The organism is Sphingomonas sp. ASV193 (assembly GCF_040203355.1).
In the GTDB taxonomy this organism is placed as follows: domain Bacteria; phylum Pseudomonadota; class Alphaproteobacteria; order Sphingomonadales; family Sphingomonadaceae; genus Sphingomicrobium.
Window position 1 is genome coordinate 76,544 of sequence record NZ_JBEHBW010000002.1, and the last position, 26,939, is coordinate 103,482.

32 protein-coding genes and 2 pseudogenes are annotated in these 26,939 nt (G+C 69.9%); 11 read left to right on the plus strand and 23 right to left on the minus strand.

Going from position 1 to position 26,939, the window contains the following annotated elements:
* Positions 1 to 98: 98 nt before the first annotated feature.
* The 13 genes from grxD to ABDK56_RS04325 all read right to left on the minus strand — a co-directional run bounded on the left by grxD (position 99) and on the right by ABDK56_RS04325 (position 8,763).
* Positions 99 to 419 carry a Grx4 family monothiol glutaredoxin gene (gene grxD, locus ABDK56_RS04265; protein ID WP_349806902.1) on the minus strand — a complete coding sequence of 107 codons (321 nt, stop codon included), beginning with the start codon at positions 417 to 419 and terminating at the stop codon, positions 99 to 101.
* Positions 416 to 661, minus strand: coding sequence for a BolA family protein (locus ABDK56_RS04270; RefSeq protein WP_349806903.1), 246 nt, complete (start codon positions 659 to 661; stop codon positions 416 to 418). Before ABDK56_RS04270 ends, grxD begins: the two co-directional genes overlap by 4 nt.
* Positions 661 to 987, minus strand: a complete 327-nt coding sequence (locus ABDK56_RS04275) for a DUF1476 domain-containing protein (RefSeq protein ID WP_349806904.1) — start codon at positions 985 to 987, stop codon at positions 661 to 663. Before ABDK56_RS04275 ends, ABDK56_RS04270 begins: the two co-directional genes overlap by 1 nt.
* 29 nt (positions 988 to 1,016) lie before the next feature.
* Positions 1,017 to 1,640 carry an anthranilate synthase component II gene (locus ABDK56_RS04280; RefSeq protein WP_349806905.1) on the minus strand — a complete coding sequence of 208 codons (624 nt, stop codon included), beginning with the start codon at positions 1,638 to 1,640 and terminating at the stop codon, positions 1,017 to 1,019.
* The gene (locus tag ABDK56_RS04285; RefSeq protein ID WP_349806906.1) at positions 1,637 to 3,148 is read right to left on the minus strand and encodes a chorismate-binding protein; all 1,512 of its coding nucleotides are present in this window, start codon (positions 3,146 to 3,148) and stop codon (positions 1,637 to 1,639) included. The genes ABDK56_RS04280 and ABDK56_RS04285 overlap by 4 nt, the downstream gene beginning before the upstream one ends.
* 10 nt (positions 3,149 to 3,158) lie before the next feature.
* Complete coding sequence (gene aroF / locus ABDK56_RS04290; protein ID WP_349806907.1) at positions 3,159 to 4,172, minus strand: 3-deoxy-7-phosphoheptulonate synthase; 1,014 nt, start codon at positions 4,170 to 4,172, stop codon at positions 3,159 to 3,161.
* A 306-nt stretch (positions 4,173 to 4,478) separates the two neighbouring features.
* Positions 4,479 to 5,474 carry an NADPH:quinone oxidoreductase family protein gene (locus ABDK56_RS04295; protein ID WP_349806908.1) on the minus strand — a complete coding sequence of 332 codons (996 nt, stop codon included), beginning with the start codon at positions 5,472 to 5,474 and terminating at the stop codon, positions 4,479 to 4,481.
* Entirely contained in the window at positions 5,455 to 5,958 is a 504-nt protein-coding gene (locus ABDK56_RS04300; RefSeq protein ID WP_349806909.1) for a hypothetical protein, read from the minus strand. Before ABDK56_RS04300 ends, ABDK56_RS04295 begins: the two co-directional genes overlap by 20 nt.
* Positions 5,955 to 6,590, minus strand: coding sequence for a CoA transferase subunit B (locus tag ABDK56_RS04305; protein WP_349806910.1), 636 nt, complete (start codon positions 6,588 to 6,590; stop codon positions 5,955 to 5,957). Before ABDK56_RS04305 ends, ABDK56_RS04300 begins: the two co-directional genes overlap by 4 nt.
* Positions 6,590 to 7,084 carry a nuclear transport factor 2 family protein gene (locus ABDK56_RS04310; RefSeq protein WP_349806911.1) on the minus strand — a complete coding sequence of 165 codons (495 nt, stop codon included), beginning with the start codon at positions 7,082 to 7,084 and terminating at the stop codon, positions 6,590 to 6,592. Before ABDK56_RS04310 ends, ABDK56_RS04305 begins: the two co-directional genes overlap by 1 nt.
* Positions 7,081 to 7,803: a CoA transferase subunit A gene (locus tag ABDK56_RS04315; RefSeq protein ID WP_349806912.1), complete on the minus strand. Its 723-nt coding sequence runs from the start codon at positions 7,801 to 7,803 to the stop codon at positions 7,081 to 7,083. Before ABDK56_RS04315 ends, ABDK56_RS04310 begins: the two co-directional genes overlap by 4 nt.
* Positions 7,804 to 7,869: 66 nt before the next feature.
* Positions 7,870 to 8,460, minus strand: a complete 591-nt coding sequence (locus ABDK56_RS04320; protein WP_349806913.1) for a COG3650 family protein — start codon at positions 8,458 to 8,460, stop codon at positions 7,870 to 7,872.
* Positions 8,461 to 8,463: 3 nt separating this feature from the next.
* The gene (locus tag ABDK56_RS04325) at positions 8,464 to 8,763 is read right to left on the minus strand and encodes an SCP2 sterol-binding domain-containing protein (RefSeq protein ID WP_349806914.1); all 300 of its coding nucleotides are present in this window, start codon (positions 8,761 to 8,763) and stop codon (positions 8,464 to 8,466) included.
* 74 nt (positions 8,764 to 8,837) lie between these two features.
* Between ABDK56_RS04325 and ABDK56_RS04330 the strand changes: the two genes are divergently transcribed.
* Both ABDK56_RS04330 and ABDK56_RS04335 read left to right on the plus strand, forming a co-directional pair.
* Positions 8,838 to 10,280, plus strand: a complete 1,443-nt coding sequence (locus tag ABDK56_RS04330; protein WP_349806915.1) for an NAD-dependent succinate-semialdehyde dehydrogenase — start codon at positions 8,838 to 8,840, stop codon at positions 10,278 to 10,280.
* On the plus strand, positions 10,277 to 11,929 hold the full coding sequence (locus ABDK56_RS04335; RefSeq protein WP_349806916.1) for a thiamine pyrophosphate-binding protein: 1,653 nt from the start codon (positions 10,277 to 10,279) through the stop codon (positions 11,927 to 11,929). The genes ABDK56_RS04330 and ABDK56_RS04335 overlap by 4 nt, the downstream gene beginning before the upstream one ends.
* A gap of 66 nt (positions 11,930 to 11,995) precedes the next feature.
* On the opposite strand, the gene ABDK56_RS04340 is transcribed toward ABDK56_RS04335, so the two are convergent.
* The 3 genes and pseudogenes from ABDK56_RS04340 to thiS form a co-directional block, all read right to left on the minus strand.
* A complete protein-coding gene (locus ABDK56_RS04340; RefSeq protein WP_349806917.1) occupies positions 11,996 to 12,166 on the minus strand; it encodes a CsbD family protein in 171 nt (56 codons plus the stop codon).
* A gap of 93 nt (positions 12,167 to 12,259) precedes the next feature.
* Entirely contained in the window at positions 12,260 to 12,913 is a 654-nt protein-coding gene (locus tag ABDK56_RS04345; RefSeq protein WP_349806918.1) for a DUF4304 domain-containing protein, read from the minus strand.
* 4 nt (positions 12,914 to 12,917) lie between these two features.
* A pseudogene (gene thiS / locus ABDK56_RS04350) lies at positions 12,918 to 13,907 on the minus strand (sulfur carrier protein ThiS).
* 42 nt (positions 13,908 to 13,949) lie between these two features.
* Here thiS and ABDK56_RS04355 point away from each other — a divergent pair.
* The 5 genes from ABDK56_RS04355 to ABDK56_RS04375 all read left to right on the plus strand — a co-directional run bounded on the left by ABDK56_RS04355 (position 13,950) and on the right by ABDK56_RS04375 (position 18,126).
* On the plus strand, positions 13,950 to 14,390 hold the full coding sequence (locus ABDK56_RS04355; RefSeq protein ID WP_349806919.1) for a type II 3-dehydroquinate dehydratase: 441 nt from the start codon (positions 13,950 to 13,952) through the stop codon (positions 14,388 to 14,390).
* Between the two features lie 35 nt (positions 14,391 to 14,425).
* A complete protein-coding gene (gene accB, locus ABDK56_RS04360) occupies positions 14,426 to 14,923 on the plus strand; it encodes an acetyl-CoA carboxylase biotin carboxyl carrier protein (protein WP_349806920.1) in 498 nt (165 codons plus the stop codon).
* Positions 14,920 to 16,275, plus strand: coding sequence for an acetyl-CoA carboxylase biotin carboxylase subunit (accC, locus tag ABDK56_RS04365; protein ID WP_349806921.1), 1,356 nt, complete (start codon positions 14,920 to 14,922; stop codon positions 16,273 to 16,275). Before accB ends, accC begins: the two co-directional genes overlap by 4 nt.
* A gap of 126 nt (positions 16,276 to 16,401) precedes the next feature.
* Positions 16,402 to 16,809, plus strand: coding sequence for a hypothetical protein (locus ABDK56_RS04370; RefSeq protein WP_349806922.1), 408 nt, complete (start codon positions 16,402 to 16,404; stop codon positions 16,807 to 16,809).
* 36 nt (positions 16,810 to 16,845) lie between these two features.
* Positions 16,846 to 18,126: an MFS transporter gene (locus ABDK56_RS04375; protein ID WP_349806923.1), complete on the plus strand. Its 1,281-nt coding sequence runs from the start codon at positions 16,846 to 16,848 to the stop codon at positions 18,124 to 18,126.
* Here ABDK56_RS04375 and ABDK56_RS04380 read toward each other — a convergent pair.
* Positions 18,066 to 19,463 (minus strand): L,D-transpeptidase scaffold domain-containing protein, encoded by a 1,398-nt coding sequence (locus tag ABDK56_RS04380; protein ID WP_349806924.1) that lies wholly within the window; start codon positions 19,461 to 19,463, stop codon positions 18,066 to 18,068. The genes ABDK56_RS04375 and ABDK56_RS04380 overlap by 61 nt on opposite strands.
* A gap of 132 nt (positions 19,464 to 19,595) precedes the next feature.
* On the opposite strand from ABDK56_RS04380, the gene arsC reads away from it, so the two are divergent.
* Complete coding sequence (gene arsC / locus ABDK56_RS04385) at positions 19,596 to 19,943, plus strand: arsenate reductase (glutaredoxin) (RefSeq protein WP_349806925.1); 348 nt, start codon at positions 19,596 to 19,598, stop codon at positions 19,941 to 19,943.
* Positions 19,940 to 20,722 carry a leucyl/phenylalanyl-tRNA--protein transferase gene (aat, locus tag ABDK56_RS04390; RefSeq protein ID WP_349806926.1) on the plus strand — a complete coding sequence of 261 codons (783 nt, stop codon included), beginning with the start codon at positions 19,940 to 19,942 and terminating at the stop codon, positions 20,720 to 20,722. The genes arsC and aat overlap by 4 nt, the downstream gene beginning before the upstream one ends.
* A gap of 35 nt (positions 20,723 to 20,757) precedes the next feature.
* On the opposite strand, the pseudogene ABDK56_RS04395 reads toward aat, so the two are convergent.
* The 5 genes and pseudogenes from ABDK56_RS04395 to ABDK56_RS04415 form a co-directional block, all read right to left on the minus strand.
* A pseudogene (locus ABDK56_RS04395) lies at positions 20,758 to 21,087 on the minus strand (DUF2155 domain-containing protein); the annotation flags it as partial.
* A 41-nt stretch (positions 21,088 to 21,128) separates the two neighbouring features.
* Complete coding sequence (locus ABDK56_RS04400; RefSeq protein WP_349806927.1) at positions 21,129 to 21,512, minus strand: NADH:ubiquinone oxidoreductase subunit NDUFA12; 384 nt, start codon at positions 21,510 to 21,512, stop codon at positions 21,129 to 21,131.
* Between the two features lie 238 nt (positions 21,513 to 21,750).
* Positions 21,751 to 22,200, minus strand: a complete 450-nt coding sequence (locus ABDK56_RS04405; RefSeq protein WP_349806928.1) for a DUF192 domain-containing protein — start codon at positions 22,198 to 22,200, stop codon at positions 21,751 to 21,753.
* Positions 22,201 to 22,211: 11 nt separating this feature from the next.
* Positions 22,212 to 22,808 carry a cold-shock protein gene (locus tag ABDK56_RS04410; protein WP_349806929.1) on the minus strand — a complete coding sequence of 199 codons (597 nt, stop codon included), beginning with the start codon at positions 22,806 to 22,808 and terminating at the stop codon, positions 22,212 to 22,214.
* Between the two features lie 62 nt (positions 22,809 to 22,870).
* Entirely contained in the window at positions 22,871 to 23,431 is a 561-nt protein-coding gene (locus ABDK56_RS04415) for a RecX family transcriptional regulator (RefSeq protein ID WP_349806930.1), read from the minus strand.
* A 62-nt stretch (positions 23,432 to 23,493) separates the two neighbouring features.
* On the opposite strand from ABDK56_RS04415, the gene ABDK56_RS04420 reads away from it, so the two are divergent.
* Positions 23,494 to 25,329 carry a fatty acyl-AMP ligase gene (locus ABDK56_RS04420; protein WP_502959263.1) on the plus strand — a complete coding sequence of 612 codons (1,836 nt, stop codon included), beginning with the start codon at positions 23,494 to 23,496 and terminating at the stop codon, positions 25,327 to 25,329.
* Positions 25,330 to 25,333: 4 nt separating this feature from the next.
* Positions 25,334 to 26,194 (plus strand): sugar phosphate isomerase/epimerase family protein, encoded by an 861-nt coding sequence (locus ABDK56_RS04425; RefSeq protein WP_349806931.1) that lies wholly within the window; start codon positions 25,334 to 25,336, stop codon positions 26,192 to 26,194.
* Between the two features lie 7 nt (positions 26,195 to 26,201).
* Here ABDK56_RS04425 and ABDK56_RS04430 read toward each other — a convergent pair whose 3' ends face one another.
* Positions 26,202 to 26,936 carry a DUF2334 domain-containing protein gene (locus tag ABDK56_RS04430; RefSeq protein ID WP_349806932.1) on the minus strand — a complete coding sequence of 245 codons (735 nt, stop codon included), beginning with the start codon at positions 26,934 to 26,936 and terminating at the stop codon, positions 26,202 to 26,204.
* Between the last annotated feature and the right edge of the window lie 3 nt (positions 26,937 to 26,939).

Consider the following 26,939-nt stretch of genomic DNA (forward strand, 5'->3'; position numbering starts at 1 on the left):
ACCAATCGAAGGGACGGTGAGGGTGGTTTTCTGGTCCCCCCTCACCGTCCCTTCCTTGATTCCGGGAAGGCGGCGCGGGGCGACCGGATCGCCCCGGCTCAGGCGTCGGTCCCGTCGACCAGCGCTTTCAGCTCACCGCTTTCGAACATTTCCATCATGATGTCGCTGCCGCCGACGAACTCGCCGCGAACGTAAAGCTGCGGAATGGTCGGCCAGTCGCTATATTCCTTGATTCCCGCGCGGACCTCGGGGTCCTGCAATACGTCGAACGTCTCGAACGGCGCGCCGAGATGGTCGAGGATCGCCACCGCGCGGCTCGAAAAGCCGCACTGCGGGAACAGCGCGGTGCCCTTCATGAACAGCAATATGTCGTTGGATCGGACGATCTGGTCGATCCGCTGGCGGGTGTCGTCGCTCATTGATGGTCTCCGGAAGGAATGGCGGTCTCGAGCTGCAACGCGTGAAGCTCGCCGCCCATTCGCCCGCCGAGCGCCTGGTAGACCAGCTGGTGCTGGCGAACCCGGCTCAAACCGGCGAAGGACGGGCTGATCACCTTCGCCGCATAATGGTCGCCGTCGCCGGCGAGGTCGCGGATCTCGACCGCCGCGTCGGGCATCGCGGCGAGGATCAGCGCCTCGATCTCGTCGGCACGCATCGGCATCAGTTGATCTGCTCGATGATCTGGCGGCGCGCCTCGACCGACTTGTGGCCCATCGCCTCGCGGATCTTCGCCTCGTCGACGTCAACCCCGGCCTGGGTCAGGTCGCCCAGCAGCTTGCGGACCACGTCCTCGTCGCCGGCATTCTCGAAATCGGCGCGGACCACGTCCTTGGCATAGGCCTCGGCCTCGACCTCGGTCAGCCCCATCAGCCGCGCCGCCCATTCGCCGAGCAGCCGGTTGCGGCGCGCGGTGATACGGAACTGCATTTCCTCGTCATGGGCGAACTTCGCCTCGAAGGCGCGCTCGCGGTCGTCGAACTGGGTCATCGGCGGTCCTTGGTCTGTTCCTCCTCCATCTAGGCGGGGGCAGGCGTTTGGGCAACGGGCGTCGGGGCGGCCAGTCGCGCCTTCGCCCAGCCCAGCATTCCGGCGATCAGACGGTCGCCGCGCGGGGTCAGGATCGACTCGGGGTGGAACTGGAGTCCGATCGCCAGCCCCGCCTCGTCGCGGATCGCCATCGCCATCCCCTCGAGCTCCGCGTCGGCGACGATCCCCGGGGGCAGGCTCGCCGCCGGGGTGCACAGGCTGTGGTAGCGGCCGATGGTGAGCGGGCTCGGCAGCCCGTCGAACGCGCCCTCGCCATTGTGCACCAGCGACGAGCAGCGCCCGTGGACCGGTTCTTTCGCGCGCTCGACCGTCCCGCCCGCCGCCTCGACGATCGCCTGGTGGCCGAGGCAGATGCCGATCAGCGGCACCCGGCCCTTCGCCAGCGCGATGAGTTGGAGGCAGCAGCCCGCGTCGGCGGGCGCGCCCGGCCCGGGCGACAGCAGAATCGCCGCCCCGCTCGCCTCGGCGCGCGCCAGCGCCGTCGCCGGGTCGATGCTGTTGCGCACCACCTCGACGCGCGCCCCCGCCGAGCGGAACGCCTCGGCGAGGTTGAACGTAAAGCTGTCGCGGTTGTCGACCAGCAGGATGTTCATGCCACCGCACCGATCGCCGCCAGCACCGCGCTCGCCTTCGCCCGCGTCTCCGCCGCCTCGGCCAGCGGAACGCTGTCGGCGACCACTCCCGCCCCGGCGCGAACCTCGGCGACCCCGCCGCGCACCAATGCCGAGCGGATCACCACCGCCGTGTCCATCGCCCCGTCCCCGGTGAGGTAGCCGATCGCCCCGCCATAGGGCCCGCGCGGGCTCGCCTCGACCCGGCGGATGAGGTCGATCGCGCTGAGCTTGGGCGCCCCCGACAGCGTGCCGACGTTGAGGCAGGTGCGGATCACGTCGATCGCGTCGGCGTCGCCGGGAAGCTCGCCCTCGACCGTCGATTCGAGGTGCATCACCCGGCGAAAGCGAAGCGTGTCGAGCAGCCGGGTGACCCGCCGGGTCCCCGGTATCGCCACCCGCGCGACATCGTTGCGCGCCAGGTCGACCAGCATCATGTGCTCGGCATTCTCTTTCTGGTCGAGCCTCAGGTCGGCCTCGAGCCGGTCGTCCTCGTCCCCGGTCGCCCCGCGCGGACGGGTGCCCGCGATCGGGCGGACAATGACCTTGCGCGCCTCGCCTTCGCGGCGGATCTCGACCGCGGTCTCGGGCGAAGCGCCGAACAGCGTCCCGTGCCCGGTGTCGAAGCGATACTGGTAGGCGCTCGGGTCCGCGGCGACGAGGCGGCGGAACGCCGCCGCCGGATCGTCGCACGGCGCGCGAAAGGCGCGGCTCGGCACCGCCTGGAAGATGTCGCCCGCCGCGACATGCTCCTTCAAGCGCGCGACCACCCCCGCGAACGCCGCATCGTCGAGGTCGGGGACCGCCTCGCTGCGCGGCGGCGGCGCCTCCTCGCGCGGCGGCGCGGGAAGCTCGCACCGCGCGACGGTCTTCACCAGCCGCTCGGTCGCGAGATGGTAGAGCCGCCGCGCGCGCGCCTCGTCGGAGTCGCCGGCGGCAAGGCTCAGCACCCGGCTCGCCCCGCCCGGCTCGACCACCACCAGCGTCTCGGGAACGACGAACACCAGGTCGGGAAAATCGCCCGGCGCGGCGGGGGGCAGCGCCTCGACCATGTCGACATGATCGAACCCGACCAGCCCCATCGCGACCAGCGCGAAGCGTTCGTCGCGGTCGGCGGGGCGGATCGCCGAAACCAGCGCGCGGAGCGGGTCGAGCGCGCTCGGCGCGGCGGCGCGCACCGCCTCGTCGGGGTCGTCGCAGCGATCGTAGCGAAGCGCCAACCGCCGCGGCTCGCGCGCGACGAGGTTCGCCGCCAGCCGCGCGGCGAGCGGGGCGAGCAGCGCCTCGCCGCCGTCGGACAGCGCGGTCAGCACCGCCTCGCCCCCCTTCGCCTCGAGCCGCAGCGCGGCATCGACGAGGATCAGCGCCGCCCCGCCGGTGCGCCGGAACAGGAAGGCCGCGCCCAGCCGGTCGGCGAGCTCGACCGAGTCGAACCGCTCGGCCAGCCGCCGCGCCAGCAGCGCGGTCTCGCCCTCGCCCGCGATTTTCAACGCCCTTGCCTCACAGCGAGCGCCCGAGCACCGGCAGCATCGCCTCGAGCTGCTTGCCGAGCGCGAGCAGCTGCTCGGGATAGAGCGACTGCGGCCCGTCGCTAAGCGCGGTGGCGGGATCGACATGGACCTCGATCATCAGCCCGTCGGCCCCCGCCGCCGCCCCGGCCAGCGCCATCGGCGTGACGAGGTCGCGGATGCCGGTGCCGTGGCTCGGGTCGACGACGACCGGCAAATGGCTTTTCTTCTTGAGGATCGGCACCGCCGCGAGGTCGAGCGTATTGCGCGTCGCGGTCTCGAAGGTGCGGATTCCGCGCTCGCACAGGATCACCTGGTCGTTGCCCGCGGCAAGGATATATTCGGCCGCCAGCAGCAGGTCCTCGACCTTGGCCGACATGCCGCGCTTCAGCACCACTGGCTTGGCGACCGACCCGACCGCCTTCAGCAGCGCGAAATTCTGCATGTTGCGCGCCCCGACCTGGAGCGCGTCGGCATGGGTCGCGACCAGCTCGACGTCGGCGGTCTCGATCACCTCGGTGACCACCGGCAGCCCGACCTCGCGCCCGACCTCGGCCAGCAGCGTCAGCCCCTCGGGCCCATGCCCCTGGAAACTGTAGGGGCTGGTGCGCGGCTTGTACGCCCCGGCGCGAAGCACCCGCGCGCCGGCCGCCTTGGCCGCCTTCGCGCTGGCGAGCAGCTGGCTCTCGCTCTCGACCGCGCACGGCCCCGCGATCAGCCCAAATCGCCCGCCGCCGAAGCTGGCGTCGCCGATCTTCACGATCGTGTCGTGGGGGTGAAGGTCGCGCGCGACCAGCTTGTAGGGCGACAGGATCGGCTTGACCGATTCGACATAGGGATCGGCCTCGAGCGAAAGCTCGGCCAGGACCCGCTCGTCGCCGAGTGCGCCGAGCACGACCCGCTCGCTCCCCGGCATGTGCAGCGGCTTCAGCCCCTTCGCCTCGATCTGGGCGAGCAGGCGGTCGACTTCGGCCTGGTCGGCCTCGGGCTTCATCACGATGATCATGGGAAAAATGTCACTTTCGAAAGATGGGGAGCAAGAAAAAACCCGCCGGGTGAGGGCGGGTCACACATTCGATGAACCTTGAAAGAGGTCCGTCAGCCGCGCGCGCGCCATCGTTTGGGCAAGCGCCACCACCAGCCGCGCGAAGCGGTCGACAGGTCGGCAAGGCGGATCGAGTCACGCATCGCGGGCACCATGGCCGCGCCCCGCCGCCCCTGTCAATGCCAAGGCGTCAATGCCGAGGCGTCAAAGCCAAGCCGTCAAAGCCAAGCCGTCAATGCCGAGCCGTCGGCGGCCGTCCCCTTCCGCCTAAAGCTCGACCACCAGCTTGCCGATCACCGACCGTCCCGCCAGCGCCGCGATCGCCTCGCCCCCGCGTGCCAGCGGATAGGTCGCGCTGACCTTCGGCGCGATCTTCCCCGCGTCCCACAGCGCGAACAGCTCGGCGACATGCGCGGCGTTCGCGGCCGGCTCGCGAGCGGCGAACGCGCCCCAGAACACCCCGCACACGTCGCAGCTCTTGAGCAACGTAAGGTTGAGCGGCAGCCGGGGGATCCCCGCCGGGAATCCGACCACCAGGTAGCGCCCTTCCCAGCCGATCGCGCGAAGCGCCGGCTCGGCATAGTCGCCCCCGACGGGGTCGTAGACGACGTCCGCCCCGCCCTTGCCGACCGCCGCCTTGAACGCCTCGGCCAGCGCCTTCGACGCCTCCCTGTCGAGGTCCCCTCGCGGATAGACCAGCGTCTCGTCGGCCCCCGCCGCGCGCGCCGCCGCCGCCTTGTCCTCGCTCGACACCGCCGCGACCACCCGCGCCCCGCGCGCCTTGCCGAGCTCGACCGCGGCGAGCCCGACGCCCCCCGCCGCGCCGAGCACCAGCAGCGTCTCGCCCGCCTCGAGCCGCCCCCTGTCCCAAAGCGCGTGGATCGAGGTTGCATAGGTCAGCAGCAGCGCCGCCCCGTCGACGAAGCTGCGCCCCGCGGGCAACCGGTAGGCCGAGGCCGCCGCGATGACGATCTCCTCGGCCATTCCGCCCCAGCCGGGGACGGCGATCGCGCGGTCGCCGACCGCCCAGCCGGTCACCCCCTCGCCGACCTCGACCACCTCGCCCGCGACCTCGCCTCCCGGGCTGAACGGGCGCGGCGGCTTGAACTGATACTTGTCCTCGATGATCAGCACGTCGGGATAGTTGACCGCCGCCGCGCGCACGCGGAGCTTCAGTTGCCCCGGCCCCACGACGGGCGCGGCGACCTCCTCGACGACCAGCGAATCGGGGCCGCCGGGGGCCTTACTGAGCAGCGCTTTCATGCGGACATTCCTCGCTTTCGGGGTCGATCGAACAGATGAGGCCGGCGCGCCACTCGCCGTCGCCGGGAAGCGCGAGCTCGTGCCGCGCGAAGCCCCACTCGACGCGCACCGTGTCGCCGTCGAGCCGGAACAGCGGCGCCCCGCCATCGGCGCTGTTGGCGACGACGACATGGCGCACCGCGCGCGCCCTCGCCGGGTCGAGCGCACCGTCGGCGCACGCCTGGTCGGCGCTGTCGGCGGCGCGCTCGCCGACCGCCTCGCCGAGCGCGTCGAGCCGGTCGGCGGACAGCGAGGCCGACGCGAAGCTCGCCTCGTCGAGACTCACCCGCCATCCCTCGGCGCAGCTTTCGTCGGCCACCGGCGCCGCCGCGTTGGCCGCCGGTCCCGCCTTCGCCTCGCGCTTCTTCGCCAGCTTGTCGAGCGCGTCGCAGCCGCCGAGCGCGAACAGCGCCGCGACGGCGAGCGCGAGGCGCGCCCGGCTCACCCCTCGTAGGCCGCGGTGGTCTTCGCGCGCACCTCGTCAGCGCTCACCCCGGGCGCCAGCTCGACCAGCCGGAACGCGCTGTCGTGGTCGGGCCGCTGGAACACGGCGAGGTCGGTGACGATCATGTCGATCACGTTCTTGCCGGTCAGCGGCAGCGTGCAGGCGGGGATGAACTTGGCACTGCCGTCCTTGGCGTTGTGCTCCATCACGACGATGATCTTCTTGACCCCGGCGACGAGGTCCATCGCCCCGCCCATGCCCTTGATCATCTTGCCGGGGATCATCCAGTTGGCGATGTCGCCGCGCTGGCTGACCTCCATCGCGCCAAGCACGGCAAGGTCGATGTGCCCGCCGCGGATCATCGCGAAGCTGTCGGCGGACGAGAAATAGCTGGTCTTGTCGAGCTCGCTGACGGTCTGCTTGCCCGCGTTGATGAGGTCGGGGTCGACCTCGTCGGGATAGGGGAACGGCCCGATGCCGAGCATCCCGTTCTCGGACTGCAGCGTCACTTCCATGCCCTCGGGCACATGGTTCGCCACCAGCGTCGGGATGCCGATGCCCAGGTTGACGTAGTAACCGTCGCGCAGCTCTTTCGACGCGCGCGCCGCCATCTGGTCGCGGGTCCAGGCCATCAGCGGCCGACCTTCCGGCCCAGGTTGGGCAGCGGATACACCGGCGGCGAGCCCTCTTCCTGCCACAGGATCGAGGCGACCTTCCACTGGCCGTCGATCTTCACCAGCTGGAAGCTGTTGATCCCGCGCTCGTGGAACGAGCCGCTCGCGGTATGCCCGTCGTACGACGACCAGGCATGGGCGAGGTTGCCGTAGACTTCGGTCCGCCGTCCCAACTCGCGCTCGTAGAAGCCTTCCTTCTCGAGGATCGGCCCGCTCTTCGAAATATAGTCGTCGAGGCTGCCGCCGCGAATGCCCTTGGGCGTGATGACGCGAAGCAGCGCGTTGGGCGCGAACAGCGACCGCATCCGGTCGAAATCGCGCTTCTGCCCGGCGGGACCCGAGATAACGGAGTAGGTCGCCTTGATCGTCGCGTCGATCGCGACGAGGTCGGCGGCGCGGGTCGACGGCGCGGGCGCGGCAGCGGCGGCCAGCGCGGCGAGGAAGACGATCATGCGGCGGTCCTTTCGCGGGTGGTCGTGAACTCGATCTTCTTGTCGTAGGGCGCGCCGTCGATCAGTCGCTTGACGTAGATCGACGGCAAATGGATCGCGTCGGGGTCGAGCGCGCCGACGGCCACGACCTCCTCGACCTCGGCGACGCAGATCCTGCCGCAGGTCGCGGCCGGTGCGTTGAAGTTGCGCGCGGTCTTGCGGAACAGGAGGTTGCCGCTCTCGTCGGCCTTCCACCCCTTGATGATCGCGAGGTCAGCGCGGATGCCGCGTTCGAGGATATAGTCTTCAGGTCCATTTGGGCCGTCGAAGCTCTTCACTTCCTTGCCCTCGGCGACCTGCGTGCCGACCCCGGTCTTCGTGTAAAAGCCCGGGATTCCCGCCCCGCCCGCGCGCATCCGTTCGGCGAGCGTCCCCTGCGGACAGAATTCGACCTCGAGCTCGCCCGCGAGAAACTGCCGCTCGAACTCCTTGTTCTCGCCGACGTAGGACGAGATCATCTTTTTCACCTGCCGCGTGCGCAGCAGCTTGCCGAGCCCCTCGTTGTCGATCCCGGCATTGTTCGAGGCGATGGTGAGGTCCTTCACCCCGCTCGCCACGATCGCGTCGATCAGCCGCTCGGGGATCCCGCACAGCCCGAACCCGCCCGCGGCGATCGTCATCCCGTCGAACAACAACCCGTCGAGCGCCGCGGCGGCATCGGGGTAGATCTTGTTGGCCAAGGCGCGTCTCCTCTTAGACCGATGGCCCTAGGGCGAGCGGCGGCGGCGGGTCAACCGGCGCGGCCGCTAGCCGCCAAGCGGGACGAGGTGGTCGTGATCGTCGGGCAAGATCCGCCGCGCGCCTTCGGGCAGGCGATTGAGGATCGGCTCGACCGACGGATTGTCAGGGTAGCGCCCGTTGGCGAAGCGGAGCAGCGCGATGCCGGCCTTGCCGCCCCCGCCGCCGATCGCCACGGCGAGGTCGTTCCAGCCGTCCTTCCTCGTCAACAGCCGATTGACCGGAAGCTGGGTCACGCTGGTCTGCGCCAGGGTCTTCCACCCCTTGCCCGACGGCGTCAGCACGATCAGCGAGCAACCGCCCGTCCCACAATGGTTGGAATCGACCAGGTAGGCGATCGCTTCCTCGCGCGCGTCGCCACCAATGTCGGCGAACGCCAGCGCGACGCGCGCGTCGGGGGCGGTCTCGCCCGCCGCGGCCTTTACCGCGGTAAGGGCGCTATGCCTCCGGTCGTCCGGCGCCACCGTGACCGCGTTGGCCGGCCCGACCGGCGCCGATGTCGCCTCGGCCGTGCGATCGACCTTATCGGCGGACGGCGGATCGTGCCGTCCGCACGCCGCGAGCAGGCCGGCGACCAGCAACGTCGCGGCGCGGCGCACGACTCAGCCCCGCAGCTTCGACAGCACGCCCTGAAGCTGCATCGCGTTCGACATGTCGCCCTCGACCTTGAGCTTGCCGGTCATGAACGCGGTCATCCCGTCGAGCTGGCCCTGGGTCATCGCTTCCCAGTCGGCCCACGACACCTTGATCGTCGTGTCCGCCGGCCCGTCGTCCTCGGTCACCGCGCTCGCCTTGCCGTCGAGCATCACCGCCCCGTCAGGGCCGAAATCGAGCTTCACCGTCTTGCCCGGCAGCCACGCCTGCGCGTCGTTCATCTTGTGGGCGAGTTCGGACTTGGTCATGCGCTTGGCTCCTCTTCGCCGCCCGGCCTAGCGAGCCGTTGCGGCGCGTTCAAGGCGCGCCTATCTGCCCGTCCATGAGCTACGACACCGACCTCCAGCATTTCATCGACGGCGCCTGGCGCAGCGGCGAGGGCCGCGAAACCTTTACCGTCGTCAACCCGGTCACCGCGGGCGGCATCGCCGACCTCCCCAACGCGACCAGGGCCGACCTCGACGAGGCGCTCGCCGCGTCCGAACGCGCGTGGCCCGAATGGAAGGCGATGGACGTCGACAAGCGGGCTACGATCCTGCGCAAGGCCGCGCAGCTGCTGCGCGAGCGCGCCGACCACATCGGCGCGATCCTGACTCAGGAACAGGGCAAGCCGCTGCCCGAGGCCAAGGCCGAGGTGATGGGCAGCGCGCAGCTGTTCGACTGGTATGCCGAGGAGGCGAAGCGCGACTATGGCCGCACCCTCGTCCGCCCGGCGGGCCAGCTCAGCCGCGTGATCCGCCAGCCGGTCGGCCCGGTCGCCACCTTCACCCCGTGGAATTTCCCGGTCTACCTGCTCGCCAAGAAGCTCGCCGCCGCGCTCGCCGCCGGCTGCACCGTCATCTCGCGCCCGCCGCAGGAGACCCCGGGCTGCGTCACCGAGATGTTCCGCGCGCTGGCCGACGCGGGCCTGCCCAGGGGCGTCGCCCAGCTCGTCCACGGCGAGGCCGACCTCATCAGCCGCACGCTGATCGGCAGCCGGCAGATCCGCAAGGTCAGCTTCACCGGCTCGACCGCGGTCGGCAAGCACCTGATGCGCCTCGCCGCCGACAGCATGACCCGGATCACGATGGAACTCGGCGGCCACGCGCCGGTGATGATCTTCGACGATTGCGACCTCGACAAGACGCTCGACATGGTCGTGCCGCAGAAATTCCGGAACGCCGGGCAGGTGTGCGTCTCGCCCACCCGCTTCTACGTCCAGGAATCGATCTACGACGCCTTCTTGAAGGGCTTCGCCGAGCGGACCGCGAAGGTGAAGGTCGGCGACGGCCTCGACGCCGACACCAAGATGGGCCCGCTCGCCAACGACCGCCGGCCCGAGGCGATCGAGAAGCTGGTCGGCGACGCCAGGGCCAAGGGCGCGCGCGTTCTCGCCGGCGGCGAGCGCGGAGGCGCTTTCGATAAGAATGGGGGCTTCTTCTTCCAGCCGACCCTGCTCGCCGACGTCCCCAACGAGGCGAGCATCATGAACGAGGAGCCGTTCGGCCCGGTCGCGGTGACGCGTTCGTTCGCGACCTTCGACGAGGTGATCGGTGAGGCCAACCGCCTTCCCTTCGGCCTCGCCGCCTTCGCCTTCACCGAAAACGGCCGCCGCGCCAACCTGATCGGAGACCTCGTCGAAAGCGGCATGGTCGGGATCAACAGCTTCGCCATCTCGGTCGCCGACGCCCCCTTCGGCGGGGTCAAGGACTCGGGCTTCGGCAGCGAAGGCGGCAAGGAAGGCATGGAAAGCTACCAGGTGGTGAAAGCGATCCACCAGGCATGACCACACGCACCGGCGGCCAGATCCTCGTCGACCAGCTTCGCATCCAGGGCTGCGACCGCGTCTTCACCGTTCCCGGCGAAAGCTTCCTCGCCGCGCTCGACGCGCTCCACGACGCGCCCGCGATCGACGTCGTCGTCTGCCGGCAGGAAGGCGGGGTCGCCTACATGGCCGACGCCGACGGCAAGCTCACCGGGCGCCCCGGCGTGGCCTTCGTCACCCGCGGACCCGGCGCGACCAACGCCAGCGCGGGCGTCCACGTCGCCTTCCAGGATTCGACCCCCATGATCCTGTTCGTCGGCGACCTCGACCGCGCCGACAAGGACCGCGAGGGCTTCCAGGAAGTCGATTTCCCCGCTTTTTTCGCCCCCATCGCCAAGTGGGCGGCGCGGATCGACGATGCCCGGCGGATCCCGGAATATATCGCGCGCGCCTATCGCGTCGCCACCTCGGGCCGCCCCGGCCCGGTCGTCCTCGCCATCCCCGAGGACATGCTGCGCGACGAGGTGGAGGCGCTCGACCGTCCGCCGGTCCCGCCGATCAACCAGCCGCCCTGCGCGGGCGCGGTCGAGGCGCTGTTCGGCCTATTGAAGGACGCCACCAACCCGGTCGCGATCGTCGGCGGGGCAGGCTGGAATCCCGCCGCCGCGCACCATTTCGCGAACTTCGCCGCGCGCCACGGAATCCCCGTCGCCGCCGCCTTCCGCCGCCAGGACGCGATTGCCAACGACTGCCGCGTCTATGCCGGCCAGCTCGGCTACGGCCCCAATCCGAAGCTCCAGCAGCGGGTGCGCGAGGCCGACCTGCTGCTCGTCGTCGGCGCGCGCCTCGGCGAGTCGACCACCGACGGCTACAGGCTGGTCACCCCCGACCACCCCGGCCAGACGCTGGTCCATGTCCACCCCGATCCCAACGAGCTCGGCCGCGTCTATCACGCCGACCTGCCGATCTGCGCCGAGATGGACGAATTCGCCGAGGTCGTCGCCGACTGGCACGAACCCGACCTCCTGCCCTTCCGCGCGGGCGAGGAAGCCCACCGCGAATGGCTCGACTGGTCCGACCCGAAGCCGCGCGAGGGCGTGACGCTCGACCTCGGCCCGTGCGTCGCGGCGATGCGCGCCGCGCTTCCCGCCGACACGATCGTCTGCAACGGCGCGGGGAATTTCAGCGGCTGGTGGCACCGTTACTGGCACTATGGACCGATGCCGACCCAGCTCGCCCCAACCAGCGGCACGATGGGCTACGGTCTTCCCGCCGCGGTCGCCGCGAGCCTTCGCTTCAGCGAACGCACCGTGGTCTGCGTCGCGGGCGACGGCGATTTCCTGATGAACGGACAGGAACTCGCCACCGCCGCCCAATATGGCGCGAACCTCATCGTCATCCTCGTCGACAACGGCGCCTACGGCACGATCCGGATGCACCAGGAACGCGAATATCCGGGCCGGGTCGAGGCGACCGTGCTCGCCAACCCCGACTTCGTGAAACTCGCCGAGGCGTTCGGCGGCTGGGGCGTGCGGGTCGAAAAGACCGAGGACTTCGCCCTGGCGCTGGAGGCAGCCAAGGCGCGCACCGGCATCCGCCTGCTCCACTGCGTCACCGACGTCGAGGTGATCAGCAACGCCACCACCATCACCCGCCTGCGCGAGCGCTAAGCGGAATCACGCACGAAAAAGGCCGCCTCCTCGCGGAGACGGCCCTAATATTACCGAAGGTATCGTTTAGATACGATCGCCCATGGCGCCTTCGACCTCGCCCTTGGTTTTCTGCATCTCGCCGTGAATCTCCTGGCGCTTGCCCTCGGCCTGCGTGTCGGGATTGTCCGACTTCTGCTTCAGTTCGCCGATCGCGTCGTTGACATGACCCTTGAGCTTGTCGGTGAACTCACCCATGACTTATACTCCTCTCGATGTGTTGTTGGGAGGATGACGCCGCGACTTGCCCATTGTTTCACCATTCGTCGCATCGCGACTCGGCTCGCCGCGTCAGGCGAGACCCAGCTCGATCGCCCTGAGCGCGATCTCGTCGAACGAATTTCCGGGCCGGCGGTCCATCGTGCCCGCTTTCATCCGCGCCATCGCCTCGCCGAACGCGGGCACTTTTTGCGACACCTCGACGAGATGCGCGCGCATTTCCCGCTCGAGCCCGTTCGCCAGCGCATAGTGGAGCAGCCTCGTCCCGGCGAACGGGCCCGGGATCTGGCGAACGACCGCCAGCGGATCGCGCATCGCGGCGAACCACGGCAGGATCTGGGTGCGGATGTTTCCCGTCGCTTCTTCGGCGATCGCGGCCCGGTCGCCCGGCAAGATCGCGTCCCAGCGACAAGTCAGGTTCGTCCCCGGCTTCTTCAGCTGGCGCGAGGTGACGAAGCGGTCATGGCGGCTGACGTTCGCCGGGCGATCGGGCCAGCGCGCCTTGAGAAAACGGCCGAAGCGTCCGCTCTCGATCACCGCCGTCAGCGTGAACCAGGCCTGGGTGTCGGTCCGGTTCCACACGCTCGTCTGGGTGCGGATGACATCGGTATAATCGCCGTCTACGCGCTTGATCTTGAGGCCCGGCTTCAGCGCGAACCCCTCGCCCGCAAGCGCCGCCGCGATCATCGCCAGCGTCGCCTCGACCGCGTCGCGCGGCGTCTCCATCCCACTAGATCAGCCCGGCCAGCGGGCTCGAAGGATCGGCATATTTGCGGGTCGCCATCCGTCCCGACAGATAGGCTTCGCGCCCCGCCTCGACCGCCAGCTTCATCGCCCGCGCCATCCGCACCGGGTCCTTCGCCTCGGCGATCGCGGTGTTCATCAGCACCCCGTCGCAGCCGAGCTCCATCGCCACCGCCGCGTCGCTCGCCGTGCCGACCCCGGCATCGACCAGCACCGGCACCTTCGCGCCTTCGACGATCAGCCGGATCGTCACCCGGTTCTGTATTCCGAGCCCCGATCCGATCGGCGCGCCGAGCGGCATGATCGCCACCGCGCCCTCCTCCTCGAGCTGCTTCGCCGCGATCGGGTCGTCGGCGCAGTAGACCATCGGCTGGAAGCCTTCCTTGGCCAGCGTCGCACACGCCTTCAGCGTCTCGCGCATGTCAGGATAGAGCGTCCGCGCCTCGCCGAGCACCTCGAGCTTGACCAGCTCCCAGCCCCCCGCCTCGCGCGCCAGCCGGAGCGTCCGCACCGCCTCGTCGGCGGTGAAGCAGCCCGCGGTATTGGGCAGGTAGGTGACCTTCTTCGGGTCGATATAATCCATCAGCACCGGCTGCGACGGATCGGAGATGTTGACCCGCCGCACCGCGACGGTGACGATCTCCGCGCCGCTGGCCTCCACCGCCGCCGCGTTCTGCGCGAAATCCTTGTACTTGCCGGTCCCGACAATCAGCCGCGAGCCGAACGTCCGCCCGGCAACCTGCCACGTATCGCTCACTCAACCACCCCCGACGAAATGGACGATCTCATAGGTGTCGCCGTCCTCGACGATCACCTTGTCGAAGGTCGATCGCGGCACGATCTCGAGGTTGCGCTCGACCGCGACCCGCGCCGGGTCGAGCCCGATCTCGGCGATCAGCTGCGCGAGGCTGGTATTCGCGCCGACGCGGCGATGCTCGCCGTTGATGACGACCCCCGCGGTGCCGTCCACGCTCATTCGACTATCGCTCCGGTCATGACGCCCATATAGGGGCTGTCGATGCCTTCGCCACCGCTGATTTACGTGCTCAACGGCCCCAACCTCAACCGGCTCGGCAAGCGCGAGCCGGGGATTTACGGGACCCAGAGCCTCGACGATATCGCCGCCTCGCTCCACGCCCGCGCCGCGGCGCTCGGAGTCACGCTCGACCAGCGCCAGTCGAACCACGAGGGTCACCTGATCGACTGGCTGCACGAGGCCGAGGACCGGGGCGCGAAGGCGGTGATCTTCAACCCCGGCGGCTATTCGCACACCTCGGTCGCGCTTCGCGACGCGGTCGCCGCGATCGCCACCCCGGTGATCGAGGTCCATCTCAGTGACCCGGCGACGCGCGAGGCGTTCCGCCACGTCGACTATGTCGGCGAGGTCGCCGCCCGCGTGATCAAGGGCCAGGGCGCGGCGGGTTACCTTACGGCACTGGACGCGGCCGCCGCGCTCTGACAGGAGGCGCGGCTCGAATTCGAAGGGTTTTTCAGATGGCGCAGGACAAGACAGACAAGGGCGCGATGCAGGTCGACTCGGCGCTGGTGCGCGAGCTCGCCGAGCTGCTCGCCGCCAACGAGTTGACCGAGATCGAGGTCGAGGACGGCAGCCGCAAGATCCGCGTCCGCCGCGAGGCCGCCGCGGTGATGGCCTACGCCCCCGCGCCGATGCACCACGCCGCGCCGGCCGCGCCCGCCCCGGCGCCCGCCGCCGCGCCCGCCCCCGCGGCCGACGCCGCGCCCGCGCCCGCGCCCGCCGCCGACGCGCTCAAGTCGCCGATGGTGGGCACCGTCTATCTCTCGCCCGAACCCGGCGCCGCGCCGTTCGTCAGCGTCGGCCAGAAGGTCGCCGCGGGCGACACGCTGATGATCATCGAGGCGATGAAGGTGATGAACCCGATCACCGCCAACAAGGGCGGCACGATCAAGGAAATATTGATCGGCGATTCGCAGCCGGTCGAGTTCGACCAGCCGCTGGTGGTGATCGCTTGACCAGGCGCATCGAGAAGCTGCTCATCGCCAATCGCGGCGAGATCGCGCTTCGAATCCTCCGCGCCTGTCACGAAATGGGGATCAAGACGGTCGCGGTCCATTCGACCGCCGACGCCGACGCGATGCACGTCCGCCTCGCCGACGAGGCGGTCTGCATCGGCCCCCCGGCGGCGCGCGACAGCTACCTCAACATCGCCAACATCATCTCGGCCGCCGAGGTCACCCACGCCGACGCGGTCCACCCCGGCTACGGCTTCCTCAGCGAGAACGCCCAGTTCGCCGAGATCGTCGAATCGCACAATCTCATCTGGGTCGGCCCCAAGCCCGAACATATCCGGGTGATGGGCGACAAGATCGAGGCCAAGCGCACCGCCGAGACGCTCGGCCTGCCGCTGGTCCCCGGCTCGCCCGGCCCGCTCGACAGCGTCGAGGAGGCCAAGCGCCTCGCCGCCGACATCGGCTACCCGGTGCTGATCAAGGCCGCGTCGGGCGGCGGCGGGCGCGGGATGAAGGTCGTGCCGTCCGAAGACCAGCTCGAAAGCCTGATGGGGCAGGCCTCGTCGGAGGCCAACGCGGCGTTCGGCGACCCCACCGTCTACATGGAAAAATACCTCGGCGACCCGAAGCACATCGAGTTCCAGGTGTTCGGCGACGGCGACGGCAACGCGATCCACCTCGGCGAGCGCGACTGCTCGGTCCAGCGCCGCCACCAGAAGGTGATCGAGGAGGCCCCTTCCCCGGTCATCACCCCCGAACAGCGCGCGACGATGGGCGAACGCGTCCGCCAGGCGATGGCCGACATGGGCTATCGCGGCGCGGGCACCGTCGAGTTCCTCTACGAGAACGGCGAATTCTACTTCATCGAGATGAACACCCGGCTCCAGGTCGAGCATCCGGTGACCGAGATGATCAGCGGGATGGACCTCGTGCGCGAACAGATCCGCGTCGCGCAGGGCGACGGGCTGTCGGTGAGCCAGGACGAGGTCCACCTCACCGGCCACGCGATCGAGTGCCGAATCAACGCCGAAGACCCGGTCACCTTCGCCCCCTCGCCCGGGCTGGTGAAAAATTACGTCGCCCCCGGGGGCATGCACGTACGGGTCGATAGCGGGCTCTACGCCGGCTACCGCGTTCCGCCCTATTACGACAGCATGATCGCCAAGCTGATCGTCTACGGCCGCGACCGCGACGAATGCATCATGCGGTTGAAGCGCGCGCTCCGCGAATTCGTCGTCGAGGGGATGAAGACCACCGTCCCGCTCCAGCAGCGGATCATCGACGAGCCCGCCTTCGTCGATGGTGACTATACCATCAAATGGTTGGAACGCTGGCTTGAGGAAGGCGGAAAATAGTACCATCCGGGGGATGGTGCGGCCGCATTCCGAAATTCAGCGCCCCAACCATCTGGAGCGCTGGCTCGACGAGCAATCGGGCGAGGCCTGAACGCTTTGTTCACGCGCCCGCGCTAGGCCGGACGCATGACCTGGTACTGGCGCGCGCAGATCCTGTTCGTCACCGCCTCGGCGCTGGTCGGCGGCTGGACGTGGTGGAAGCATCACCGCTTCCTCGCCGCGACCGTCCCGGTCACCGCCACGGTCGAGACGATCGAGCGCAATTGCGCGTTCGACGGCGACGGCACTTCGGCTTACGCCCCCTGCACCCGCGACCAGCTCGCCGGCCGTTACAGGGTCGACGGCAACAAGACCTATTACATCATCGGCTCGGCCGCGGTGAAACTCGACTGGACCGACCCCGCCACCGGCCACCCCTACGACGCGACGGTGACGATCGACGGGCAGGACCCGCGCTTCTATTCCGCCGAAATCGGCGACGACTGGCCGGTGCGGTTCGAGCGCGCCCACCCCGACCGGCTGGCGCAGTCCTGATCGGCCTGCCATAGCTTCCCGCCGAGGGAGAGGATGATGAGCGAGCCGCACAAGCGCGGCGGGCTGGCACTGACCGTGCTGCTCGCGCTGTTCGTGGTGATCAACTATGTCGATCGCGGCGCGATCGGCATCGCCGCGCCCAAGCTCAAGGGCGACCTCCACCTCGACCATGAACAGTTCGGGCTCGCGGTCAGCGCCTTCGCCTGGGTCTATGCCCCCGCGCAGCTCGCGATCGGCTGGCTCAGCGGGCGGATGTGCGTCTACCGCATCGTCGCGGGCGGGCTCGCGCTTTGGGCGCTGGCGACCTTCTTCACCGGCTTCGTCGGCGGGCTGACCGCGCTGGTCACGATGCGGCTGCTGCTCGGCATCGGCGAGGGCGTCGCCTTTCCCTGCTCGTCGAAGATCATCGCCGCGCACGTCCCCGACCGCCACCGCGGGCTCGCCAACGCCGCGCTTGCCGCCGCGCTGGCGATCGGCCCGGCGATCGGCACCTTCGCCGGTGGCCATATCCTCGCCACGCACGGCTGGCGCCCGATCTTCTGGATCTTCGGCGCGCTGACCCTCGTCTGGCTGCCCTTCTGGTTCATGACCAGCAAGCCCCACTGGTCGACCCGTGCCGAGCGCCGCGCCGATGTGCCGCTGCGCCTCGTCGCGGGCCGCTGGGCGCCGTGGTCGATGGGGATCGGCCACTTCTGCAACACCTATCCCTTTTTCTTCGCGCTCGCCTGGCTGCCGCTGTTCCTGACCGAAAAGCGCGGCATCGCGATCCCCGATATGACCGCGATGCTGACCATGGTCTACATCGTCCAGGGAGTCGGCGCGCTGCTGTGGGGCTGGCTCAGCGACCGGCTGGTCGCCGCGGGCCGCGACGAGGGGAAGGTCCGCCGCGCACTGATGGTCGTCTACCAGACCGCGATGGGCACCACCGTCATCGCCGCCGGGCTGGCGAGCACCCGCACCGAGCTGTTCGCCGCGCTGCTCGTGTTCGGGCTGTTCGGCGGGATGGGCGGCGCCAACCCCTACGCCATCTCGCAGATCTTCGCCGGGCGCGCCGCGGGGGCGTGGGTCGGGATCATGAACGGGGTCGGCAATACCAGCGGCATCGTCGGCCCGATCCTCACCGGCGCGATCATCCAGGCCACCGGGGGCAATTACCTCGGCGCCTTCTGGCTGACCGCGGCCATCGCCCTGTTCGGAAGCGGCTGGTGGTGGCTCGCGGTGCCGAAGATCGCCCCCTGCCCCGACCTTGTCGAGGCTCAGCGCTCGGCGACGACCTTCGCTGCCCCGGCGCCGGCCCCTTCGCCCGCCGGCGTCTGAGCGTCGACCGTCTTGGCCGCGTCGCGGCCATAGGCGTCGTCGAAATAGGCGATCCCGGTCCCCGTCTCGTCGGGCACCGCGGTCAGGTAGGTGATGTAGACCGGCACCGGCCGCGCCAGCGGCACCTGCTGCTCGGTCCCCGCCGCCTGCCAGTCGAGGGGGTGGCCGAACAGCCACTGCCCCAGCCGCGACGCGTCCTCGAGCCGCACGCAGCCGCCCGAATAGAAACGCTCGGCCTTTTCGAACAATTCGCGGCGCGGGTTGTCGTGCAGGTAGACGCCGAAGGCGTTGGGGAACATGAACTTCATCCGCCCCATGAAATTCTTCGGCCCCGGCTTTTGCCGGATCAGCACCTGCACCTTGCCCGAATTGACCCCCTTCCAGTCGACCTTGGCGGGGTCGAGCACGTGCGCGTCGGGCTCGAGGCTGTCGACCACCTCGTAGCCGTAGGTGTCGAGATATTTCAGCCCGGACTTGGCGACATATTGCCCGACGTCCTCGGCGGCGAGGTCGGCGGGGACGTACCAGTAGGGGTTGAGCGCGGCGTAGCGGACATAGGCCGCCAGCATCGGCGTCTGGTGCTTGGTCTTGCCAACCACCACTCGCATCGTCTCGGCCACCTTGGCGTCGTCATAGGCGAACAGCCGCTGCTGCGCCGCGTTGACGATGATGTAGCGCCCGCTCGCCGGGGGAAGCGCGCGCGCCCGGTCGAGGTTGAGCGTCAGCTGCGCGCGCCGGTCGGCGGTCAGCGCCGGGTCGGCGAGCGCCGCGCGAAGCCCGATGTAGATCGGGTGCATCCACGACATCGACTTGACGTAGCCGTCGAGCGAGGGCGCGGCCTGCGCGCGGAGCAGCAGCGCGAGCGGGGTCGGCGGCGCGGGCCGCAGCGAGGGATCGACATAGGTGACGCCCTCGCCGCGCGCCGCCGCGCGCCGCTGGTCGCCGACATAGTCGGTGAACGCCATCGACAGTGCCGCGTCGGCGCGGATCATCGAGGCGGGGTCGGTCGGCCGCGCCGCCGCGACCAGCGCCTCGAGCGCGTCGGGGCGGTAGCGCGCCGGGTCGAGCCCGTCGAGCGAGGCCGAGCGGAGCAGCGCGATCAGGTCCTTCGCCGCGTTGCCCGCCTTGGGATCGAGCCATAGCGGCCGGTTGCCGCGCGAGCGGTAAAAGGCGTCGAACCCGGTCGACGGCGCCGCGGTCACCGGCTTGCCCGGCGCGGCGCCGGTGCCGGCAATCGCGGCCTTCGCCGGCCCGTTGCCCAGCAGCATTCCGGCCGCCGCCACGCCGAGGACCAGCGATCGCGCGGCGCGCGGGCGTGAAATTCGAACTTTACGCATCCGCGCCTCTTAATTCATCGATCCCGCCTGCGCGAGACTCGTTTCGCCGGTCAACGAGATCGGTTCGATGCGAGTTCCGCCGCGCCGCCCGAACGGTTGCAAGCCGTGTCGACTGTGCCACAATCGGCGGCGATGAACGCGACCATCTACCACAACCCGAAGTGCGGCACCTCGCGCAAGACGCTCGACCTGCTGCGCGAGTCGGGCCGCGACGTGACCGTGATCGAATATCTGGAGACCCCGCCGACCCGCGACGAGCTTGCGCGGCTCTACGCCCGCGCGGGCATCCGCGCGAGCGAGGGGCTTCGCGCCAAGGAGCCGCTCGCCGCCGAGCTCGGCCTCCTCGACGGGATGAAGAGCGAGGACGAGATCCTCGACGCGATGATCGCGCACCCGATCCTGATCAACCGGCCGCTGGTCGAAACCGACAAGGGCGTCGCGCTCTGCCGCCCGCAGGATAAGGTGAAGTCGCTGCTGTGAGCGGTCCGCTCGACCCGCGCCTGCTGCTTCGCGGCTATGCCGCCGGCATTTTCCCGATGGCCGACAGCCGCGACGCCGACGATATCTTCTGGGTCGAACCGCGCACCCGCGCGATCCTGCCGATCGACCATTTCCACTGCTCGCGCTCGCTCGCCCGCCGGCTCCGCTCGGACCGCTTCCGGGTGACCCGCGACCAGGCCTTCCACCAGGTCGTGCTCGCCTGCGCCAACCGCGACGAAACGTGGATCAACGACCCGATCGAGCGCGCCACCCTCGCGCTCCACGCCACCGGCCACGCCCATTCGATCGAGTGCTGGGACGCGTCCGGCGCGCTGGTCGGCGGGCTCTACGGGGTCAAGCTCGGCCGCGCCTTTTTCGGCGAATCGATGTTCAGCCGCGCGACCGACGCGTCGAAGGTCGCGCTCGCCTGGCTGGTGGCGCGGCTCAGGGTCGGGGGCTTCACCCTGCTCGACTGCCAGTTCATGACCGATCACCTCGCCTCGCTCGGCGCGACGAGCGTCAGCCGCGACCGCTACGCGCGGTTGCTCGGCTCGGCGCTCGGCGGCGGGGCGGGGTTCGAGGGCGGCGCCGCCGCGGCGGGCGAATCGCCTTCGGCCGGCGCCTCGTCGCCCGCGGCGGGCGCCGCCGACCCGCGCGCCGCGCCCGACTTCTTCGCGCTCGACGCGCTGCTCGACGAGCTGCCGCCCGGCGATGCATCGGCGGGCATTCCCGGTGCGGGCGGGAAGCTCATCGCGCAACTCTTGGGCCACACGTCGTAGACCGGGTCCTCGACCACGTTGAGCGACGGACTTTCCTTGTAGAGCCAGCCCGAGAAGCGACGGAACCAGCTCCCGTCCGGCCGCTGCCGGTCGACCTGGACGAACGCCCCGGTCAGCTTCTCGTCCTCCCACGGCGCGGTCGCCTCGCACGCGCGCAGCCGCACGATCAGGTCGCGCAGCCGAAGCGCCTGCCCCGGCTTCATCGTCAGGTTGGTGACGATCCCGTTGCGCTTGTTGAGCACGCCCAGCACCGCGACCCGCTCGGCCATCGGGGTGATCCCGGCATCGACCGCGCTCTTGGCGATCGGCTGCTGGTCGCCGACCGCGTTATTGTCGTCGCCCGCGCGCTTGCACCCGGCAAGCATCGCCACGGCGAGGCAGGCGATAAGGCCGGCGCGGCGCACGCTTATTCGGGGGTCCAGGCGGAATAGTCCCCGGTCGCCCCGGCGCGCACCCCGCCGCGCTCGATCGCGCCCGACGGGCGATAGGCGCGGTCGGTCCCGGTGAGGTTGGGCTCGGGGGCCTTCTGGAACGCGCGGCGCGGCGGCATCGCCTTGTCGGGCAGCTCGCGAACCGTCCCGCGCAGCCACGCGTTCCACTCGGGCGGCACGCGGCTCGAATCGTTCGCGCCCGAATAGATCACCCAGCGCCGGTCGCCGCCCTTGCGGTCCTCGAAATAGACGTTGCCCGCCGGGTCGCGCCCGACCTCGCGGCCGTGGCGGCGCGAAAAGAGGCTGGTGCCCCAGGAGGCCCCGTTCCACCAGGTGAAGGCGTTCGCGAAAAGTCCCATGATGCCCGCGCCTTTGCCGGTTCGCGCCGCTAATCGCAAGCCGCAGGATGAAGGTTTGCGGTCTGCAACGGCCGTGACGGAGCCGATTTTGTTCCAGGGCCAGGAGAGAGGAGGAGGCGATGTACATGCATCGTCGCCGACGAGCGACGCCGCCATGGGGCAAAGGCGGCCCGCCGCGCAGCGGTCGACCGGACAAGTCCGGTCGATCCCGGCCTTTGCGGACCGTAAACCTTCATCCTCAGTGTTGCCAGCTGACCCTGTCGCCCGCCTTGATGCCAAGCTGCGCCGAGCGCCCGCCGTTGATCTCGAGCACCGCGGCGATCGGCTCGCCGGCGGGGATCTGGTCCTCGGACAAGGGCACCGCATTCTCCTCGATCCGCGCGATCGTGCCGTTGGCGCGAACGAAGACCAGGTCGAGCGGGATGTAGGTGTTCTTCATCCAGAAGATCGCCGACACCGGCGGGTCGTAGGGGAAGATCATGCCGTGGTCGGGCGCCATCTGCTGGCGGAACATCAGCCCCTTTTCCTGCTCGGCGGGGGTCTTGGCGACCTCGACGGTGAACTTCTCGGTCTTGCCCGCGGCGGTGGTGACGGTCAGCGGCACCTCGGCCAGGCCGGCGGGCGACTGGCCCATCGTCGCCGACGCCGCGTTGCCCGAGGGCGAGCAGGCGGCGATCGCCCCGGCCAACGCGAGCGCGATCAGTCGAGCTGGACCTCGACCGCGGTCAGCCCCTTGCGCCCCTCGGCGATTCGCGCCTCGATCCGCTGCCCCGGCGCAAGGTCGGGAATCCCCGCCGCGCGCACCGTCTCCATGTGCAGGAAGATGTCCTCGTCCGCCTGGTACGGGTCGCGGTTGCCGTCGATCCGATTGAGGAAGCCATAGCCCTTGACGCGGTTGAACCATTTCACCTCCACCGGTTCGAACGGACCCGCGTCTTTCGCCAGTTGCTGGCGATCGGCGCGGACCGCCGAACCATTGGCGTGAACCGGGCTCGTCGGCAAGGCCGTCGACAGGTCGATGTCGTCGATCTCCGTGGCCTGAAGCCCGCGCGCCTGCCGAACCGCGACCCCGCTGACGGTCGCGCCCTCGGGCAACGACCGGCGGTCGTGCGCCTTGAGCACCGAGAAGTGGATCAGCACGTCGCCGTCGAGCCCGTCGCACACCGCGAAACCGAATCCCCGAGTCGCGTCGAACCATTTGACCCGTCCGTCGAACCGGAACCCGGATTCCGAAGTGTCGTGCGCCTCCGCTTCCAACTGCTTGCCGCCTACTCCGCTACGCTCCGCAAAATCCACGTCGCTACGCATTTCGTCGCTGATAACAGAATATGCTATGTCGTTAAACCGACATTATAACGCTATCGTATCAACTCCTGCAGACTTTCGCGGTCGATCGCCGCCTCGTCGCCGCAATCGAGAATCGCGCGCGACAGCGCCGGCGGGTGCCCGGCGCGGATCATCGCCGCCATCGCCCTTTCGCGCTGCTTGGGGTCGCCGGTCGGAGCGGTCGAGAACGGCCCCAGCCGCCGCCGCCGGGCGAAGCGCAGCGCGGCCTCCACCGCCTGCCCGGCGACGATCGCGTCGGCCCCGGCGCGGTCGGCCTCGGCGATCCCCGCGACGTGGAGCGCCATCCCGACCCGCCGCGCGCCATAGCCGCGCGCGCCGAGCGCGCGCGCCTTCCCGTCGGCGAAGGCGCGGTCGTCGACATAGCCGAGCCCCGCCAGCCGCTCGGCGAGCGCGCGCGGGTCGGGCCCCCTGTCGCCCTCCCACCCGCGCTCGCGAAGCTTGCGCCCGAGGTAATCGGCAAGCTTGGCCCGGCTGGTCGCGAACCGTCCGACATAGGCGAGCGCCAGGTCGTTCAGGCTGGCCTCGGTCAGCGGCGGCCGGGGTCGGCGGGTCCGGCGGTTTCGGGTCTCCATCGCGCCATGTTTGTGCCACGTTTGCCAACCATCAGGCTAGCGGCTTCGGCGCTGCGGGCGTCATGACGCCAAAGACCCGATGCAACGATCAGGATGACTGTGTGTTCGACCGAACTGTGACGATCGACGCCGCGCACGATGCCGACGGGCTGACGCCCGCGGGCTGCACCCCCACCGCCGACCGACTGCCGCGCCGCGTCGCCGACTTCGGCACGCTCGTCGAAGCGCTCGACTATGCCGCGACCGGTCGCCGCGGGTTCAACTTCCACGACGCGCGCGGGACGCTGGTCCGCGCCTATTCCTATGCGGAGCTGCAGGGCGACGCGCGCGCCAACGCCTATCGCTTCGCCGGCCTCGGCCTCGCCAAGGGCGACCGGGTGGCGATGATCGCCGAGACGGGCGCCGAGTTCGCCGCCTGCTTCTTCGGCGCGGTCTACGCCGGGCTGTGGCCGGTGCCGCTGCCGCTCCCGACGAGCTTCGGCGGGCGTGACGCCTATGTCGAACAGCTCGTCGTGATGCTCACCAGCTGCGACCCGCAGCTGTTCCTTTATCCGCCCGAGCTCGCCGACTATTGCACCGACGCCGCAGCGCGGCTGTCGGTCGCGGCGCGCGACTGGACCACGCTGCCCGACCTCGCCGCCACCCCGGTCGACCTGCCCGAGGCAAGCCCCGACGAGATCGGCTATCTCCAATATTCGAGCGGCTCGACCCGCTTCCCGCACGGCGTCGCGGTCACCCACCGCGCGCTGCTCGACAATCTCCACGCGCATGGCGTCGGGCTCGAGGTGAAGGACAGCGACCGCTGCATCAGCTGGCTGCCCTGGTATCACGACATGGGCCTCGTCGGCTGCATGCTCTCGCCGATGGCGCTCCAGATCAGCGCCGACTATCTCAAGACCGAGGATTTCGCCCGCCGCCCGCTGGCGTGGCTCGACATGATCAGCCGCAACCCCGGCACATCGGTCAGCTATTCGCCGACCTTCGGCTATGACATCTGCTCGCGCCGGATGAGCAGCGTGACCAAGGCGTCGGACCGCTTCGACTTCAAGCGCTGGCGGATCGCGGGCAACGGCGCCGACATGATCCGTCCCGACGTGATGCAGGCGTTCGTGGACAGCTTCGCCGACGCCGGGTTCGAGGCCTCGGCCTTCTGCCCCAGTTACGGCCTCGCCGAAGCGACGCTGGCAGTCTCGCTGATGCCGCCGGGCGAAGGCATCCGGCTCGAACTGGTCGAGGAAAGCGAGCTGTCGGGCGTCGGCACCCCGGCGCAGGAACGCCCTCGCCGCTACCGCGCGATCGTCAACTGCGGCAAGCCGGTCAAGGGCATGGAGATCGAGATCCGCGACGCCGACGGCACCGTCTTCACCGATCGCTCGATCGGCAAGGTGTGGGTGCGCGGCACCAGCGTGATGGTCGGCTATTACCGCGATGCCGAGGCGACCGACGCCTGCATGGTGGCCGATCCCGACGGCGGCAGCCCGTGGCTCGACACCGGCGACATGGGCTACATGTCGAACGGCTACATCTTCATCGTCGGCCGCGCCAAGGACATGATCATCATCAACGGCAAGAACCACTGGCCGCAGGACATCGAGTGGGCGGTCGAGCAGTTGCCGGGAATGAAGTCGGGCGACATCGCCGCCTTCGCGATCACCGGCCCGTCGGGCGAGGAAACCCCCGCGGTGCTGGTCCACTGCCGGGTCAGCGACGCCGACGAGCGAGTCCGGCTGAAGGACGACATCAAGGAGCGGGTCAAGGCGGTCACCGGGCTCACCCCGCTGGTCGAGCTGGTTCCCCCGCGCACCCTGCCCCGCACCTCGTCGGGCAAGCTCGCCCGCTCGAAGGCACGCAACCTTTACCTCAGCGGCGAAATCGTCCCCTTCGACGTCGCGGCCTGACCCGGTGACGCGGCGCGCTCCGAGCGCCGCGGCGATCGCCGCGCTGCTGCTCTGCCTCTCGTCGTGCGCGAGCGTGCCCGCGCCCCCGGCATCGCCGCCGGTCGCGATCGGCGCGCAGCTCTATACGGTGCGCGAGTCGATGGCGCGCGACCCCGACGCCACGCTCCGCGCGGTCGGGGCGATGGGCTATGACGAGGTCGAGTTCGCCGGCCTGTTCGGCAAGTCGCCCGAGCATTTTCGCGCGCTGCTGGCCGAACTCCACCTGCGCCCGGTCGCCTCGCACATCGACTGGCAGCAGTTCCGCGACCATCCCGAGGTCGCGATCGACGAGACCCGCCGCCTCGGCGCCCCGTGGCTGGTTCTCGCCTGGCTCCCGCCCGAACAGCGGGCGAGCCTCGCGCAATGGCGCGGCTGGATCGCGCGGCTCAACGCGGTCGGGGCGATGGCGCGGGCGAAGGGGCTGCGGCTCGCCTACCACGCGCACGATTTCGAATATCGCCCGATCGCCGGGGTCCGCCCGATCGACCTGCTCCAGAAGGGGCTCGATCCCGCGCTGGTCGATTTCGAGATCGACGTCTACTGGACCCGCCGCGGCGGGGGCGACCCGATGGCGCTGTTCCGCCGCTTTCCCGGCCGCTTCCCGCTCGCCCATTTCAAAGACATGACCCCCGGCGGGGCGATGGCCGACATCGGCGACGGGACGATCGACTATGCCGCGATCCTCGCCGCCGCGCCGCGCTCGGGGCTGCGCCACGCGATCGTCGAGCGCGACGACGGCAGCGACCCGATGAACACGCTCCGCGTCGGGCTGGCCCGCCTCCGCGCGATCGAGGCGCGGCAGGCGGTCTCCGCCCCGCGCCCCTGACCCTCCATTACCCCAGCAACTCCGCGTAGGCCGCGGGCCGCCGCTTTTTCGCAAGCACCTTCAATGTCGCGCCGATGCTGTCGACCAGCGCGGGCACGCGGATGTCGGGCGGGTGGGTTGCGACCCGCATCGTGCGCGGCATCGGCAGCGCGCGCGCCGCGTTCGCCACCCACAGCGACGAGCGCAGCCGCGCCGGCGTCCGGCTCGCCCAGGTGATCACCGGGGCGCGGTGGAGCACCTTGCCGTCGGCCGGCCGCCACACCTTGAGATGATCCTCGGCGAGCGGGAAGCCCGCCTCGCGGATCGCCGCAAGCGCGCCCTCGCCGTAGAGCCACGCCGGCGCGATGAACCCCGCCACCGGCCGCCCGATGATGTCCTCGACCCGCGCGCGCCCGTCGGCGATCCGCCGCGCCGCCTCGGCATGGCTGAGCCCCAGGAACTCGCCCTCGCCCGCGGTCATCTTCGTCGCCTTGAGCCGCGCCGCGGCATCGCCATGGTCGCTGTCGTCGCGGTGGGTGAAGCCGTGGAGGAACATCTCGATCCCCGCCTCGGCCCAGCCGCGAAGCCGCGCCGCGAACGGCGTCCCCGCGGTGATTTTCTCACTCTTCCAATGGTTGGGAACGACCAGCATCGCCAGCCGGTCGCCGACGATCGGCTGGGCCAGCGCGTGCAGCCGGTCGACCTCGTCCTCGAAGGCGGGGGCGACGTCGTGGATCGAAAACAGGAGGCGTTCGTTAGACATGGT